The following is a 13100-nucleotide window of genomic DNA, read 5'->3' as shown; positions in this document are numbered from 1 at the left end:
AAGGACCATCGATGACCCGGATGAACTGGTACGCCCGCCTCAACGAGAGCAACACCTGGACCGACCAGTACGGCCACAAGATCGAGGTTGCGGGCATGGAGCCGCGCGACGCCCGCAACGTCCTCACCTACATCGAGCGCCACCACGAGGGCATCACGCGGGCCGCCGCCAACGCCCTGCGCGACGTGCCCCTCCCGGCGTTCCACAGCCAGGCCTACGACGAGGTGTTCCGCTCCGCTGAGGACGAGGCCGCCGCCATCATGGCCGACCCGCTCTCCTGGCTCGCCTCCACCCCGCTCGTACAGGCCCTCGCCGACCGCGCCGCCCTCTACGTCGCACGCGGCGCCCTCCGCCAGCAGATCTCAGCCTGACCCCCTCCCACCTGAAGGAACCCCCATGAGGACCTACCTCTCCGTCGCCGCCATCCTGCTCGCTCTGTTCTCGATCAAGCAGTTCCTGGACGACAACATCACCGCCAGCGTGCTCGGCTGCATGGCCGTCCTGTGGATGTCCATCTACTTGGCCAACGACCGCGAGATCACCCGGCTCCGCAACGAGCTGGAGGCCGCCAAGAAGATCGCCGCCAAGTACGACTCCTGACCTCCCCCGGGCGGCGCCTGCCCACGCCGCCCACCCACCCGCCCCGGAAGGGAGGAACAGCCCCGTGATCTGCGACGACGAGACAGACCTGCACTTCTACCTCGGTACTCACCGCCCGAACTGGATCACCACCGCCCCGCCCGGCGTGAGCCTGTTCCTCTCCCACCGCGTCCTCACCGCGTACAAGACCCTCCCCAAGCCGCCCGAATGGCCCGCCCCCCGACGCCACATCGCCATCGACTCCGGCGCATTCACCGAACTGTCCCTCTACCACCAGTTCGTCACCACGCCCGAGGAGTACATCCGCGCGCTGACCCGATACGACAACAAGATCACCGACCTGGATTGGGCAGCCCCGCAGGACTGGATGTGCGAGCCGTGGATGCTCGCCAAGACCGGCCTCACCGTGGCCGAGCACCAGCGCCGCACCGTCGAGAACTTCGTGCGCCTGACCGAGCTGTGGCCGCAGTACAGCGACGCCACCGAATGCCCGATCATGCCCGTCATCCAGGGCTGGACCGTGGACGACTACCTGGCCTGCGTCACCCTCTACGAGAAGTACGGCGTCCGCCTCGCGAAGGACTACCCGATCGTCGGCGTCGGCTCCGTCTGCCGCCGCCAAGCCACGCAAGAGATCGGCGACATCTTCCGCACCCTCGCCGGACTGGACCTCCCCCTGCACGGCTTCGGCGTCAAGCTCGCCGGTATCCGCCGCTACGGCCGATACCTCACCACCGCCGACAGCATGGCGTGGTCGTACGCAGGCCGCCGCACCCCCACCGTGTGCGGCTCCACCCGCCACAAGAGCGAAGCCAACTGCCAGGTATTCGCCCTGGACTGGCGCGACCGCGTCGAGACGGCCGCCGCCGAAGCCAAGCGCGAGATCCACACGCCCGACCAACTCGACCTGTTCCCCACCCCCGCCCGCGCCGCACAGCAGCGCCCCCAACCCGCCAAGCAGGCCACGACCGTCCAGCCTGCCGCCCCCGACCAACTCGACCTGTTCCTAGCCGCCTAACTCCCCCTCCAACACGCCCCAGGAGCCCGCATGGCCCGCCGCTGCTACGTCCCCAAGAACTTCTCCACCGCCCACCTCGACATCATCGAGAAGGCCAACGCCATCTGCGCCGACTACCAGCGCCAGGGGTTCGACCTCACGCTGCGACAGCTCTACTACCAGTTCGTCGCCCGCGGCTGGCTGGAGAACCACCAGCGCCAGTACAACCGGCTCGGCGAAATCGTCACCGCCGCCCGGCTTGCCGGCGACATGGACTGGGACTACATCGTCGACCGCACCCGCAACCTGCGCGGCCTGCCCCACTGGAACGACCCGAGCCACATCGTCGCGTCCGTCGCCTACAGCTACCGCACCCAGCGGTGGGCCAACCAGCCCCACCGCGTCGAGGTGTGGATCGAGAAAGACGCCCTCGTCGGAGTCATCGCCGGAGTGTGCGAGCGATATGACGTCGACTACTTCTCCTGCCGCGGCTACACCAGCATCTCGGAGGTCTACCAGGCTGCGCAGCGGCTCATCCGCTACAACCGGGCTGGCCACAAGCCGGTCATCCTCCACCTGGGAGACCACGACCCGTCCGGGGTGGACATGACGCGCGACATCCGCGACCGCCTGGAGCTGTTCGGGGCCAACGTCGAGATCAGCCGCATCGCCCTCAACATGGACCAGGTCGAGCAGTACAACCCGCCGCCGAACCCGGCCAAGCTGACCGACTCCCGCGCGACTGGCTACATCGAGCAGCACGGCTACAGCTCGTGGGAGCTCGACGCGCTGGACCCCACCACCCTGGACGCGCTCATCGCCGGGGAGATCGACGACCTGCTCGACCACGACCAGTGGGCACTCGACACGGCCGACATGGAGGAGGAGCGCAGCCTCCTAACGGCCGTCTCCGACCGCTGGAACGACGTCGCTGAGTTCGTCAGGCCCACCAGCGACTGAGCACAACCAACCCGACCTGAAGACGCCGCTCCCCGCCCGGCCGCGAGCCGGGCGGCCCTCACCCTGGAGACACCGTGACCACACCGAGCCCCGCCCCTACCCCGGCCGATGAGATCCGCGCCGCCCTCACCACCTGGCGCGAGCGAGCCGCCGCCGCCCGTGCCGCCACCATGACCGGACGCGCAGACGAATGGGACCCCTGGTACCTCGTCCACAACAAGCAGCCCGACCCGACCCGGCCGTCCGTCAGCACCGACAGCCCATGGGGGCCGATGACCGGCCCCGCCTACACCGCCACCGGAGAGGCAGCCGTCGCCCACGACCGGCTCACCCACACCCACGAAGACGCCATGTACGAGGCGCACTTCTTCACCGGCATGCTCGACGCGCGCGTAGCCGCATGGATCACCCTCACCAGCCCCGCCATGGCCGAGTTCATTGAGGAGTGGCTGGACCACGCGGCCGACGACATGGACGACCATGGCGCGTTCGAGCGCTACGCAGGCACCGCCCTCACCGGGCCCGACCGCCGCCGCGTCGTGGCCAACGATTGCGGCCAGATCCGCCACGACTGGACCGCTGCCCTGGCCCTGGCCCGCCGCATCAACGAGCCCCTCCCAGGGTGCGAGGACACCGAGCTCGCTGGCGGCGGCGAGTGACCGACGACTTCCTCCTCCTCGACCAAACCGTCTCGGCCGAAGAGGAACCCGCCCGCCGCCCCTGGTCGCGTTGCAGAGGGTGCGGCCGCCGCATCTGGGCGAACAAGTCCCTGCTCCACCGCAAGGGCGACAAGTGCCGGCGCGGGCAGCGCCAGCACCGCCGCGGCGGCCGCCTGCGCGTCCAGGTCCCCCGCACGCACCGGGAGGTGACCGGACAGGCCGACCTCTTCACCACCATGGAGGAGAGCGAGCAACCATCAGACAAGACGCCTGATCCGGCGTAGAAGGACACAAGACAGATAGACACTGTAAAGGCGGCCGCCCTGCACAACCGGGCGGCCGCCCTGACGTGCCTGGCCAGACCGGCATGCTCGGCGAGACGCCCGCAGTGCGGCCGCCTCGCCGGTGAAGCTAGATGCTCATGGCGAAGGTGGCGCCGTGCCGTACGAGCACGACGACCGCGATCACGATGACCATCACGATCCACACCAGGCGCTGAACATGCCTCGGCACGTCGAGGTTGATCGAAATCTTGCAGGACTCCATGGCTTCCTCCGGGATGAACATGCCCATGACCAGGAAGACGCTGCAAGCGAAGCGCTACACTAATACGTGTCAATTGCGTTTCGTACCGGCGCTTAGCCTGCGAGGCGTAACAGCCTGATGGGCTGTACCTGTGGGGCCCGGTCTGCCTGCCAGCAGACCGGGCCCCTTCTGTTGCGGTTAATCGTAGCCGCTGCGACCGCGCCCGCAACTAAATCTCTCAAAGACGCGGAGCCTTCCGAGAAGAAAGCCTGCTGACCAGCATGACCTTCCGCGCAGTTGCGCGTTCCCCCTCCGGATAGCGTGCTCTCCACTGTCTCCAGTGGCTCCACTGCCTGCGCGGTTAGCATGCTCTCCATTGTCTCCATGCTCTGTACGGTCTCCAGGCTCTAGAGGTTCTGGAGTTTCTCCAGGTTCTCTACAGTTCCTTAATCCGTGTCGTTGTGCGTTTTGGTAGCGCGATTCGTAGCGCCGCCGACATTGTTTAATCCGTTAAAGCGTTGCCTGAAGATATCGACATCTGACTACGCAAAAGAAATCGGTGATTTTATTGCTAGCCATAGTTGGTACTCATAACGTCGACTCGAAATAATCGAACACGGGTTCGCATAGCAGCTTATGTGCGCTCTCATGCGATCCTGGTCCCATGGTCTCCGCGAACGCCTCCATCGTCCCGCCGCCCGGACAGCCGAGAGAAGTCCTCGAAACCTGGTCCTTCGCGTGCGCCACCGGCAACCACGACGAGTGCAAGGGCCGCCGCATCAACCCCGACCCAGACTGCGACCCCGACGACGTCGCGCTCCCCTGCGGCTGCACCGTCAACTCCCACCACGAAGGACAGACGAAGGGCCGCGGCCGCCCCCGCAAGACCACCGCCGAGTAGCCCACCGCCCCCCTCTGATCAGGGCGACGCGACGCTAACGAAACGACCTGCTACCCATCGGCGCATGAACACGCCGATCTATGACCGGTTGGTCGCCGAGCTGCACGAACAGCGCGCCACCACCGTCGCGTTCCCATGCCCCGCCGCCCCGACCCTCCCCGCGCCCGCCAAGCCGCGCGACTGGTTCGCCCCGCCCGCCGCCGCGCCGACACCGCGGCCCGGCTTCGCCGACCTCATGCAGATCATGACCCGCATCGGCAAGAGCCAGGCACAGCCCCCCGCACCGGTCGCGCTCGGCCTCGGCAGCTGCTACGCCGACGCCGCAGGGCCGGGCGCATGAACCAGAACGACGCCGACACCCGCGGCCGCGCCGCCCTCGCCCTCGCCGGACAGGCCAGCCGAATCCTCACTATCGCCGTGCTCGTGTGGGCCGCCCTCACCACCGGCAATGTCCTGCTCGCCGTCCTCGCCTGGACGCTCGCCGCCCTCTACACCCTGCGCACCCTCCTCGACAGCGCAGACGGCGCCTTCCTACGCGACCAACGCCCGACCGCGCACCCCCACCGGCCGCCACAGCCCTACACGAGCCGGACAAGACGCTAACCGCGCAACCTGTCACACTCCCCGCGCCCGACACCGAACCACCCACAGAGGGACTCCACCAGGCCGTGTACACCCAGACCGTCGACCACACCTTCCACGCCGCCCACTCGCTCCCCCACCTCGCCGGCAAATGCTCCAGCCTGCACGGCCACACCTGGCGCGTCTCCATCACCATCGCCGGCCCCTCCCTCGACAAGGACGGCGTCCTCGTCGAGTTCGGCGCCTTCAAGAAGCAGATGATCCAGTGGATCGACACCCGGCTCGACCACTCCCTCATGCTCGGCACCGGAGACAACCTCGTCCCCCTCCTCCGCCCAACCACCGAACACTGGGACACCGACAACTTCGCCCCTTCGCCCCTCGCCAAGGCCTTCGACGAGCGCGGCCAGCGCCTGTTCATCTTCGGCCGCGACTTCCCCGACATCGCATGGCCTTCCGTCGAGGGCGTCGCGCAGCTGCTCGCCCACCACGCCCACACCTGGCTCGACGCCGCCACCACCCGCCGCGACGTCCACGTCCACACCGTCACCGTCCGCGAGACCGACAACAACGCGGCCACCTGGCACAACCCCAACCCCGAACCCGCCAGCCTCTCCACCCGCAGCCTCCGCGCCGCCCTCGACGGCCGCCGCAAGGCCCTGGCCAGCCTCGCCCACCGGCACAACCTCGGACCCGACACCGTCCGCCAGCTCCTCGAAGACCAGGCGCCCGCCCTCGTCCAGCAGATCGTCCAGGAGACCGGAGTCGACGCCGACTCCGCCCGCGTCTTCCTCACCGGAGAGATGCGCCGCACCCTCGGAGAGCTCGAAACCCTCGTCGACACCGAGCTCCACGCCTGGCTCAAGCAGAGCCCGGCCCCCAACAGCAACTAGCCCCCGCAACAGGAGAGAGACGACCATGACCATCGCCCCCACCACGACCGCCGCGGCCGCCGCCGAGGACACCATCGCCGTCCCACGCGCTGAGTTCGCCCGCCTCTCCGACCTCGCCGACGACTTCGCCCAGGGCCTGCGAGCCATCGTCACCGGCGCCGACTTCCTCCCCCAGGCCGACACCGTCACCCTCGACGGCATCACCACTGCGGCCCGCCACCTGAAGACCAGCGACGTCCTCCTCGCCGAGACGACCATCCCAATCTTCGGCACCATCCCCGCCACCCCCGACGCACAGCCCGAGACCGACACGAAGACCACCTACCGCAGCAAAGAAGAGATCACCGCCTGCGCCGAACGCACCTACCAGCGCATCGACGCCACCGGCGCCCACGGCATCACCGTGCTCGACCTCGTCACCCCCGACACCACCTTCGTCCAAGCCCGCTACGCCGTCCGCACCCTCCACGAAGACGGCCGTATCTTCCGCACCGGCAGCGGACCCCACCGCTACTACACCGACGCCAACCGCACCCGCGTCATCAACGCCTTCCGCCGCCGCGTCCCCAACCACGACCTCACCACCACCGAAGCGGCCACCGTCCTCGACCTCTCCCCCCAGCGCGTACGCGCCCTCGTCGACTCGGAAGAACTCCAGGGCCGCCGCGTAGGGAAGGCCGTCACCGTCTACCGCAACTCCGTCCTCGACTACATCCGCAACATCGGCACCCCCACCCCCTAACCACCAAGGCACCAGCCACCACGACACGCACCAGGAGGACCCGGTGGGACGCCCAACCAAACTCACCCCCGACCTCGCCGACAAGATCGTCGAAGCCTTCGAAGCAGGCAACTCCGTACGCCGAACCGCAGCCCTCGTAGGCGTAAACCGAGCCACCCTCCACGACTGGCTCGCCCAAGGAGAAGCCGACGACGCCCCCGAGCTGTTCTCCGACTTCTCCGACAGGTGTACGCGCGCGCGTACGAAGGTGATCGGGGAGCTGTTCAACGCGGCGTACCAGGATGCGGTGGGCGGGGTGGAGATCAAGCGGGCGGTCCGGCCGGACGGGACGGAGGAGACGCAGGTGACGCCGCCGAACGGGAAGGTGGCGTTGGAGCTGATGTCTCGGATGGACCCGGAGTGGAGGCCGGTGAAGGCGTACGAGATTTCGGGGCCGGAGGGGCGGCCGGTGGAGCTGTCGCATCAGGACGGGGTGGTGGAGAGCGTGCTGGAGCGGGTGCGTAAGGCGAAGGAGCGTCGGGCGGCCGAGGCCGAGCAGGCGGCGGCTGCATCGGCGGGTGGTGACGGTGAGTAGGTATGGGGCGGGGGATTCTGGAGACGTAGACCCGGTTTCGGGTACGGGCGGTGACGGCGGGAGGCTGATGGGGGGCCGCTTCACGCAGACGCACCCTTGGTTGTCGGCTCCGGTCGCTGATCGGGCGCAGCCGTTCACCGTCCCGCAGCGTGCCGAGAAGCTGCTCTCTGAGGCGCTGGAGCGCGTCAGTCGGGTGGAGGCGCGCGTTGCGGAGCTGGAGGCCCGCCTGGGGCTCGAGGTGGAGGTGCGCACCTACGACGGGAGCGTGCGCACCTACCACCTACCGGGAGTCAGGGAGGAGCGAGCCGGGTCATGGGCTGCTGCTGAGCCAGCCGAGCATCCCCCACAGGGTGGCGCCGCCGGCGGCGAGCCCGCCGAGGAGCGCGGCCGGCCACGTTGAGCCGTCCGCGAGGAGGAGGGCAGTTGCGATGCTGATGGCGGCCACTACGGCGAGCGCGACCAGGACAACACGATCAGAAGTCATGGAGATTCCACACAAGTCAAGGAACGGTCGGAAGGGGTTGCGTCCGGATTCCCTCCGGCTCTTTGCCCCCTCTCCTCCGGCTGGCTCCTTGCGCGTTCTTGGTGGAATGCGGCCATCGTAGGGTGAGCCGCGGGGGATCCGCCCGGAAACGCAGGAAAGGCCCGAGACTCGTGGGTTCGGGCCTTCGCCGTACAGCGGGCCTACTGGCGGGCGGCGCGGCGTGCGCGCCGGTCGAGCATGCGCGCCTTGCGCTGCTCGTCGGTGGGCTCCACCCAGCCGTGCCAGCCCGCGCCTGACTTCCATCGGCCCATGTGGTCGCGCTTTTCCAAGCCGCAGTGACGGCAGCCTGACGGTGTTGGCAGCGGCGCGTCCTGCGCCTTGACCGGCTCGGGCTCCCCCTGCGCCGGGCCCCGCCAGATCGTGAACGACCTGACGACCGGTCGGCCGAACGTGGCGGCCACGTCAAGGCTCCATCCTTGCTCGAGATGCGGCGCGATGGCGTCGAAGTACGCGCGGGCCAGCTCGGGCCGCTGGCTGCTCGACCACAGGCAGATCTTGATGGTCTGGCTGCCTGCGCCGATGTGGGCGTGATGCTCGTGGTCGTGGTCGTCGAGCTGCCTGGCGGCCAGGAGGTGGGCGAGGGTGGAGTGCTTCACGGCTGCGGGTCCTTTTCCTGGGGCTGGTCGAAGGGGGCGGGGGTGCGGGCCGAGCGGTTCGGCCCGCACACTGTCGGGTCAGTGGGTCAAGGTCGAGTGGGGCGGGCGGCCGTGCCTGGCGCGGTCGAGGCGTAGGGCAGCCGGACGGCCAGTGCGGCGGGCGGGCCCGCGCTGTGCCACGGCCGTGCGGCGAGCGGTATGGCGGGCCGTGCGGGGGAACAGGCGGCGCGGGGCGGTGTGCGGGGCGACCGGGGCAACCTCGGCGGGCGAGGCCTCGCTCGTGGTGTCCGCGTCGTACCGGGTGACGTCGACCCCGTCGAGGGTAACCGTCCCGTCGCTCTCGTAGGTGTAGGCCGGGGCGGGCCCGTTGATCGCGTCCCACACGCTCACGAAACTGCTCGCGTACCGCTGCTGCCGTCGCTCACGCTCGGCCTTCTCCGACGCTTCCAGCCGCGCCAGCGTCGCCTCCGTACGCGCCTTGAGATCGGCCTGGTGGCGCGCCATGGCCGCCTCCCATGCCTGGCGGCGGCGGCGTGCTTCCTGCCCGCCGTACAGCGGCGCGACCGGCTCGGCCTCCTCGACGGCCGGGACGGGGTGGAACTCCTCCCACACAGCCAGCGCGGCCTTCCCGTCGCCGGTCAAGGTGACGCCCGTCTCTGACTCGGTGAGGAACCCGGCGGCGGCCAGGGCGCGGATACGGTCGCGGGCGACTGCTCGGCCGCGCGGGGCGCGAACACCGGTCTGGTAGTAGCCGCGCGCGTCGCGGTGCAAGTCGCCGGCGGCCGCGAGCCGGATGGCGTGGGCCTGCTGGATGGTCCAGCCGAGGCGGTCAGCCTGCTCGGCGCGGCGATAGGCCGCGCGGAACTGGTCGGGGGTCAGGGTGGGGTCGATGCGGTAGTCCATCAGAAGGTCCGTTTCAGGGGGAGGGGCGCGGCCCGTGCGGTGCGGGCCGCGCCCAAGCGGGGAAGGGTCAGTAGGTGTCTCGATGACCACGGACCGGGAGGGGTGGCCGTGGTGGCGGGCAAGCTTGCGTGCGCCGCTGAGGAAGCCCTGGGCGGTCCCGATGGGCTCGTCCTGGTGGTCGGTGTAGACGACGCAGCGGCCACCGGTGCGGGTGACGATGCCGCCCCAGCGCGGGCCGATGACTCGGCGGGCGCCCCTGCCGTACCAGCGGAGCCCAACGTGGACTTGGCTCTCGGCGCCGCGCCAGACGGCCAGGTATCCGGCTGCGCGGGCGGCCTCGTAGCCGTGTTCCCAGCATGCGACGTCGGCCACCTGCTGCTCGTCGGCGTCCCAGCGCAGCGACAGGAACGGCATGCCCGCGATGGGGGCGACGGCGGCGTACGCCTCGGTCTGGAAGGGGCCGCTCCGGTCGAGGACCACGGCGGTGAAGGGGTCGGCGTCGGGGAGGCAGGACAGGGCACCGGCGTGGATGGGGATCAGGCGGCCGGTGAGGATCGGGGTGGGGAGGTTGCCGAGAGTGCTGCCGGGGCCGGGCAGGTTGGTGTGCGGGGCGAGGCGCTGGCCGTCCGGCAGGGTGATGGGCACGGAGAGGGTCGCGGTGAGGTTCACGGGTCTTCCTGTCGGGGGCGGGGCGCGGCCGGTACGGACGGCCGCGCCCGAGGAGGGCGCGGTCAGGCGGGGAGGGGGAAGTGGTCGGGCCGGGTGGAGTCGGCCAGCTCCTGGTACTCGGCGGGCAGCCACCACTCTTCGCGGGTGGTGGGGGTGTGGCAGCGCTCGGTACGGCGGACGCCGGTGCTGCCGTCCTTCCGCAGCAGCGGGCCGGAGACCGTGATCCAGCGCCGCCACTGCTCTTCCTGCCGCCGCATCCAGCGGACTTCGACCTGATCCGGGACGAACGTCTTGCTGGCGTAGTCGGTCAGGGCGGCGACGTCGCGGACGGTGACAGTGACCGTGTACTCGGCGATATCGGTGCGGGTCGAGATGCTCATAGAAGGGTTGCTTTCTCGTGAAGGGAGAGGGGCCCGCCCCGGGGCGGGGCGGGCAGTGGAGCGTCCTACTGGGCGAAGTGGGCGATCTCGTAGCCCCAGGTGTTGATCAGGTCCGGGAGGACCTTCACGCCCTTCTGAGGGCCGTGCTGGTGGTTCCAGATCTTGCGGGCGTTGCCCCACTCGGGGCGGATGGTGCCGTCCTGGAGGCGGGTCCAGGAGTTGGCCTGGCCCATGGGGTCGGCGGCCCGGTAGATGTGGAGCTGCTCGACGTCGCCGAAGGCGGTGAGGATGTCGAGGGCGCGGAGTGCGTTCTCGACGGTGTACTCGCCGAGGGCGACCGCGACGTGCAGGTCTTCGGCGAGCTGCTGGGCCAGGTTCCTGCTGGTGATCATTTGTACCTCCTGGGGCTTTCCGGGGCTGGGGGACCGCAACCCCCTGTTTCACACTTAAAAGTGTAGGGGCTGTTTACTTTCCTGGCAAGTGGGTGGGATCGACAACGCTGGGGTGGACGCTCACCGCGCCCTGAGCCTGGCTGTGACCAGGGCGAATCCACGGGACATGCCCTCACCTCGGCGCGCCCCAACCTCGGGAGCGGAGGGGGCGCCCCGGCCGTAGCCGGGGCACCAGCAGGGGCTACTCCTTGTCGCCGTGGCGGCCCGCCGGGCGGCGAGCCATCCAGGCGTACGCCAGGGCGAGAATCCCGGCGATCGGCAGCACCACGTTGCCGATCGCGCTGAACGCCACGCCCATGCCGCTCACGTCGCCGACCGTGGTCATCGCGACCGGGTCGATCGGCGCGCCCGCCGAGCTGGTCGGCGAGGCGCTCGCCACGGGCGCGACCACCGGCTCAACCGGCTCCATGCTCAGCTCCGTGTCCGGCTCGATCGTCGGCGCGGCCGACACCGGGGCCTGGGCGGGAGGGGCGACCACAATGGCCGGAGCGGGCGCGGTGGCGGTCACCGTGACCGTGGGGGCAGGCACGGCCTTGACGGGCTTGGCGGTCGGGGTGGCCGACGCCTTCGGCGCAGTCTTCTTGATCGGAATCCTGACCGTGGTGGTGACGCTCGGCTGGCTGCTCGGCGTGTCCGTAGGATCCGGCGTACTCGTGGCGGGGGTGTCCGTGGGCGGCGCGGAGGACTCCACGGGCGCGCTGGTGGGCGAAGGGGTGGGGGAGGGCGGCGCGGTGGCCGTGAAGGTCACCGTGTCGATCTCCGCGCCCTTGCCTGCCGCGAGGGTCAGGGTGTAGCTGCCCGGCGTGGTGGGCGTGTAGGTGCCCGCCAGGCTGGCGGGCTGGCATGTCGGGTCAGCGGGGGCCGTCGCGACGGTTACCTTGCCGCCGGTGGGCGGGGTGACGGTGATGCGTGCGTCGCACACGTTGGCGACGTCGCCGGTGATGGTGACCGCCGTCCCGGCCTTGACGGTGTCGCCGCCGGTCGGGCTGGTGATGCTGCCGCCGTTGCTCGCGTGGGCGGTGGCGGGGGTGAGCAGTGCCGCGAGGGCGACGATGCCCGTGAGGGCGTATGCCCTGATGGAGACCATGTTGGTCCTTCCTGGGTTGGGTGGCGGAGGGGACCGCAACCCCTCCGTTCACACTTAAAACTGTAGGGCATGTTTACCATCTTGGCAATCGGGTGGAGCGGACCGTCGCAGGAGATCTAGAAGTCCTCGTTTTCCCAGCTCAGCGAAGGATCGGGAAGTGGCTGGCCAGCCTCCAGCGGGAGATCAACACCTTGGGTGGACATAAGAATAAACATCCCCTACACTTTTAAGTGTGAGGCAGGGGGTTGCGGTCCCCCAGCCCAAACACCCAGGAGGCGCACATGACCACCCTCGCGATCGAGCCGACCGGCATCGCGGCCACCCTGACCGGCCACGCCGTCCAACTCGCCGCCGACCTGCTCACCGACCGGGGATGGTGGTACGCCGCCATCACCACCCAGGGTGAACTCCTCGACCTGATCGACGAAGCGATCGCCACCGGCGACGTCCGCCTCTGCGAGGTGTGCCAGGCCAAGGTCACCGACCAGCCGACCACCTACGCCTCCGGCGAGGAGATCGCCGTCTGTGAGGACTGCGGCGGCCGTTAGCCGCAAACGCGCGAGGCGGGCAGCATGCGGGCCGCCCGCCCCGCGCCATCACAAGCCCCAGGAACCCTCTCCAACAAGGACCCCCGGTGACCCTCGCCCTGCCCCAGGCCCCCACCCTCCCGGCACGCGTGCGCCGCTGTGAGCCCCCGTTCACACCCCACGCCGACCCCGCTTGTCCCACCTGCGGCCTACGCCACCCGGCCCTCCACGAGAACCTCGCCGGGAGCGCCTACACCGGCTGCTGCCAGGCCGACCCCGTCGCGTTCGTCTGCGCCGAGGCGGGCGTGAACGTCTACCTCAGCCCCGAGGGCTACGAGCCGGAGATCTGCCCCCACTGCCCCGAGTAGCCCTCGCGCCCGCACCGCTCACGGGTGGCGCGGGCAGGGATGAAGATCCCCACCCCACTTGCCAATCAAGTAAATAACCCCTACAGTTTAAAGCGTGAGGCGGAGGGGTTGCGGTCCCCTCCACCACCACCAACCAGCCCC

General features: G+C 69.6%; 21 protein-coding genes. 14 read left to right on the top strand and 7 right to left on the bottom strand.

The window, feature by feature from the left end; all coding sequences use genetic code 11:
- Positions 1-11 precede the first annotated feature (11 nt).
- From H4W81_RS46065 to H4W81_RS46040, 6 genes are all read left to right on the top strand, one after another.
- Positions 12-371 carry a hypothetical protein gene (locus H4W81_RS46065; RefSeq protein WP_192781543.1) on the top strand — a complete coding sequence of 120 codons (360 nt, stop codon included), beginning with the start codon at positions 12-14 and terminating at the stop codon, positions 369-371.
- A gap of 25 nt (positions 372-396) precedes the next feature.
- Positions 397-600 (top strand): hypothetical protein, encoded by a 204-nt coding sequence (locus H4W81_RS46060; protein ID WP_192781542.1) that lies wholly within the window; start codon positions 397-399, stop codon positions 598-600.
- Between the two features lie 64 nt (positions 601-664).
- The gene (locus tag H4W81_RS46055; RefSeq protein WP_192781541.1) at positions 665-1618 is read left to right on the top strand and encodes a deazapurine DNA modification protein DpdA family protein; all 954 of its coding nucleotides are present in this window, start codon (positions 665-667) and stop codon (positions 1616-1618) included.
- A 30-nt stretch (positions 1619-1648) separates the two neighbouring features.
- The gene (locus H4W81_RS46050; RefSeq protein WP_192781540.1) at positions 1649-2557 is read left to right on the top strand and encodes a hypothetical protein; all 909 of its coding nucleotides are present in this window, start codon (positions 1649-1651) and stop codon (positions 2555-2557) included.
- Positions 2558-2631: 74 nt separating this feature from the next.
- Entirely contained in the window at positions 2632-3216 is a 585-nt protein-coding gene (locus H4W81_RS46045; protein ID WP_192781539.1) for a hypothetical protein, read from the top strand.
- Positions 3213-3500, top strand: a complete 288-nt coding sequence (locus tag H4W81_RS46040; RefSeq protein ID WP_192781538.1) for a hypothetical protein — start codon at positions 3213-3215, stop codon at positions 3498-3500. Before H4W81_RS46045 ends, H4W81_RS46040 begins: the two co-directional genes overlap by 4 nt.
- A 127-nt stretch (positions 3501-3627) precedes the next feature.
- On the opposite strand, the gene H4W81_RS46035 is transcribed toward H4W81_RS46040, so the two are convergent.
- Positions 3628-3789, bottom strand: a complete 162-nt coding sequence (locus H4W81_RS46035) for a hypothetical protein (RefSeq protein WP_192781537.1) — start codon at positions 3787-3789, stop codon at positions 3628-3630.
- Positions 3790-4405: 616 nt separating this feature from the next.
- On the opposite strand from H4W81_RS46035, the gene H4W81_RS46030 reads away from it, so the two are divergent.
- From H4W81_RS46030 to H4W81_RS46005, 6 genes are all read left to right on the top strand, one after another.
- Entirely contained in the window at positions 4406-4642 is a 237-nt protein-coding gene (locus H4W81_RS46030; protein ID WP_192781536.1) for a hypothetical protein, read from the top strand.
- Positions 4643-4706: 64 nt separating this feature from the next.
- The gene (locus H4W81_RS46025) at positions 4707-4982 is read left to right on the top strand and encodes a hypothetical protein (protein WP_192781535.1); all 276 of its coding nucleotides are present in this window, start codon (positions 4707-4709) and stop codon (positions 4980-4982) included.
- Positions 4979-5245 carry a hypothetical protein gene (locus H4W81_RS46020; RefSeq protein ID WP_192781534.1) on the top strand — a complete coding sequence of 89 codons (267 nt, stop codon included), beginning with the start codon at positions 4979-4981 and terminating at the stop codon, positions 5243-5245. Before H4W81_RS46025 ends, H4W81_RS46020 begins: the two co-directional genes overlap by 4 nt.
- A gap of 65 nt (positions 5246-5310) precedes the next feature.
- Positions 5311-6117 (top strand): 6-pyruvoyl trahydropterin synthase family protein, encoded by an 807-nt coding sequence (locus tag H4W81_RS46015; RefSeq protein WP_192781533.1) that lies wholly within the window; start codon positions 5311-5313, stop codon positions 6115-6117.
- A gap of 25 nt (positions 6118-6142) precedes the next feature.
- Positions 6143-6859: a helix-turn-helix domain-containing protein gene (locus H4W81_RS46010; RefSeq protein ID WP_192781532.1), complete on the top strand. Its 717-nt coding sequence runs from the start codon at positions 6143-6145 to the stop codon at positions 6857-6859.
- Positions 6860-6902: 43 nt separating this feature from the next.
- Positions 6903-7433 carry a helix-turn-helix domain-containing protein gene (locus H4W81_RS46005; RefSeq protein WP_192781531.1) on the top strand — a complete coding sequence of 177 codons (531 nt, stop codon included), beginning with the start codon at positions 6903-6905 and terminating at the stop codon, positions 7431-7433.
- A gap of 310 nt (positions 7434-7743) precedes the next feature.
- On the opposite strand, the gene H4W81_RS46000 is transcribed toward H4W81_RS46005, so the two are convergent.
- The 6 genes from H4W81_RS46000 to H4W81_RS45975 form a co-directional block, all read right to left on the bottom strand.
- Entirely contained in the window at positions 7744-7917 is a 174-nt protein-coding gene (locus tag H4W81_RS46000; protein WP_192781530.1) for a hypothetical protein, read from the bottom strand.
- Positions 7918-8117: 200 nt separating this feature from the next.
- Positions 8118-8573: a hypothetical protein gene (locus tag H4W81_RS45995; RefSeq protein WP_192781630.1), complete on the bottom strand. Its 456-nt coding sequence runs from the start codon at positions 8571-8573 to the stop codon at positions 8118-8120.
- Positions 8574-8651: 78 nt separating this feature from the next.
- Entirely contained in the window at positions 8652-10145 is a 1494-nt protein-coding gene (locus H4W81_RS45990; protein WP_192781529.1) for a phage tail tape measure protein, read from the bottom strand.
- Between the two features lie 62 nt (positions 10146-10207).
- Positions 10208-10525 (bottom strand): hypothetical protein, encoded by a 318-nt coding sequence (locus tag H4W81_RS45985; RefSeq protein WP_192781528.1) that lies wholly within the window; start codon positions 10523-10525, stop codon positions 10208-10210.
- Positions 10526-10590: 65 nt separating this feature from the next.
- Entirely contained in the window at positions 10591-10917 is a 327-nt protein-coding gene (locus H4W81_RS45980; protein ID WP_192781527.1) for a hypothetical protein, read from the bottom strand.
- A gap of 241 nt (positions 10918-11158) precedes the next feature.
- A complete protein-coding gene (locus H4W81_RS45975; RefSeq protein WP_192781526.1) occupies positions 11159-12064 on the bottom strand; it encodes a hypothetical protein in 906 nt (301 codons plus the stop codon).
- Positions 12065-12345: 281 nt separating this feature from the next.
- Here H4W81_RS45975 and H4W81_RS45970 point away from each other — a divergent pair, with 281 nt between their 5' ends.
- Both H4W81_RS45970 and H4W81_RS45965 read left to right on the top strand, forming a co-directional pair.
- Positions 12346-12612 (top strand): molybdopterin-binding domain-containing protein, encoded by a 267-nt coding sequence (locus H4W81_RS45970; protein WP_192781525.1) that lies wholly within the window; start codon positions 12346-12348, stop codon positions 12610-12612.
- Positions 12613-12698: 86 nt separating this feature from the next.
- The gene (locus H4W81_RS45965; protein WP_192781524.1) at positions 12699-12959 is read left to right on the top strand and encodes a hypothetical protein; all 261 of its coding nucleotides are present in this window, start codon (positions 12699-12701) and stop codon (positions 12957-12959) included.
- Positions 12960-13100: the final 141 nt, after the last annotated feature.

This window comes from Nonomuraea africana (assembly GCF_014873535.1).
GTDB classification, from domain to species: Bacteria; Actinomycetota; Actinomycetes; order Streptosporangiales; family Streptosporangiaceae; genus Nonomuraea; species Nonomuraea africana.
This window is presented reverse-complemented; position numbering and strand designations above follow the sequence as displayed.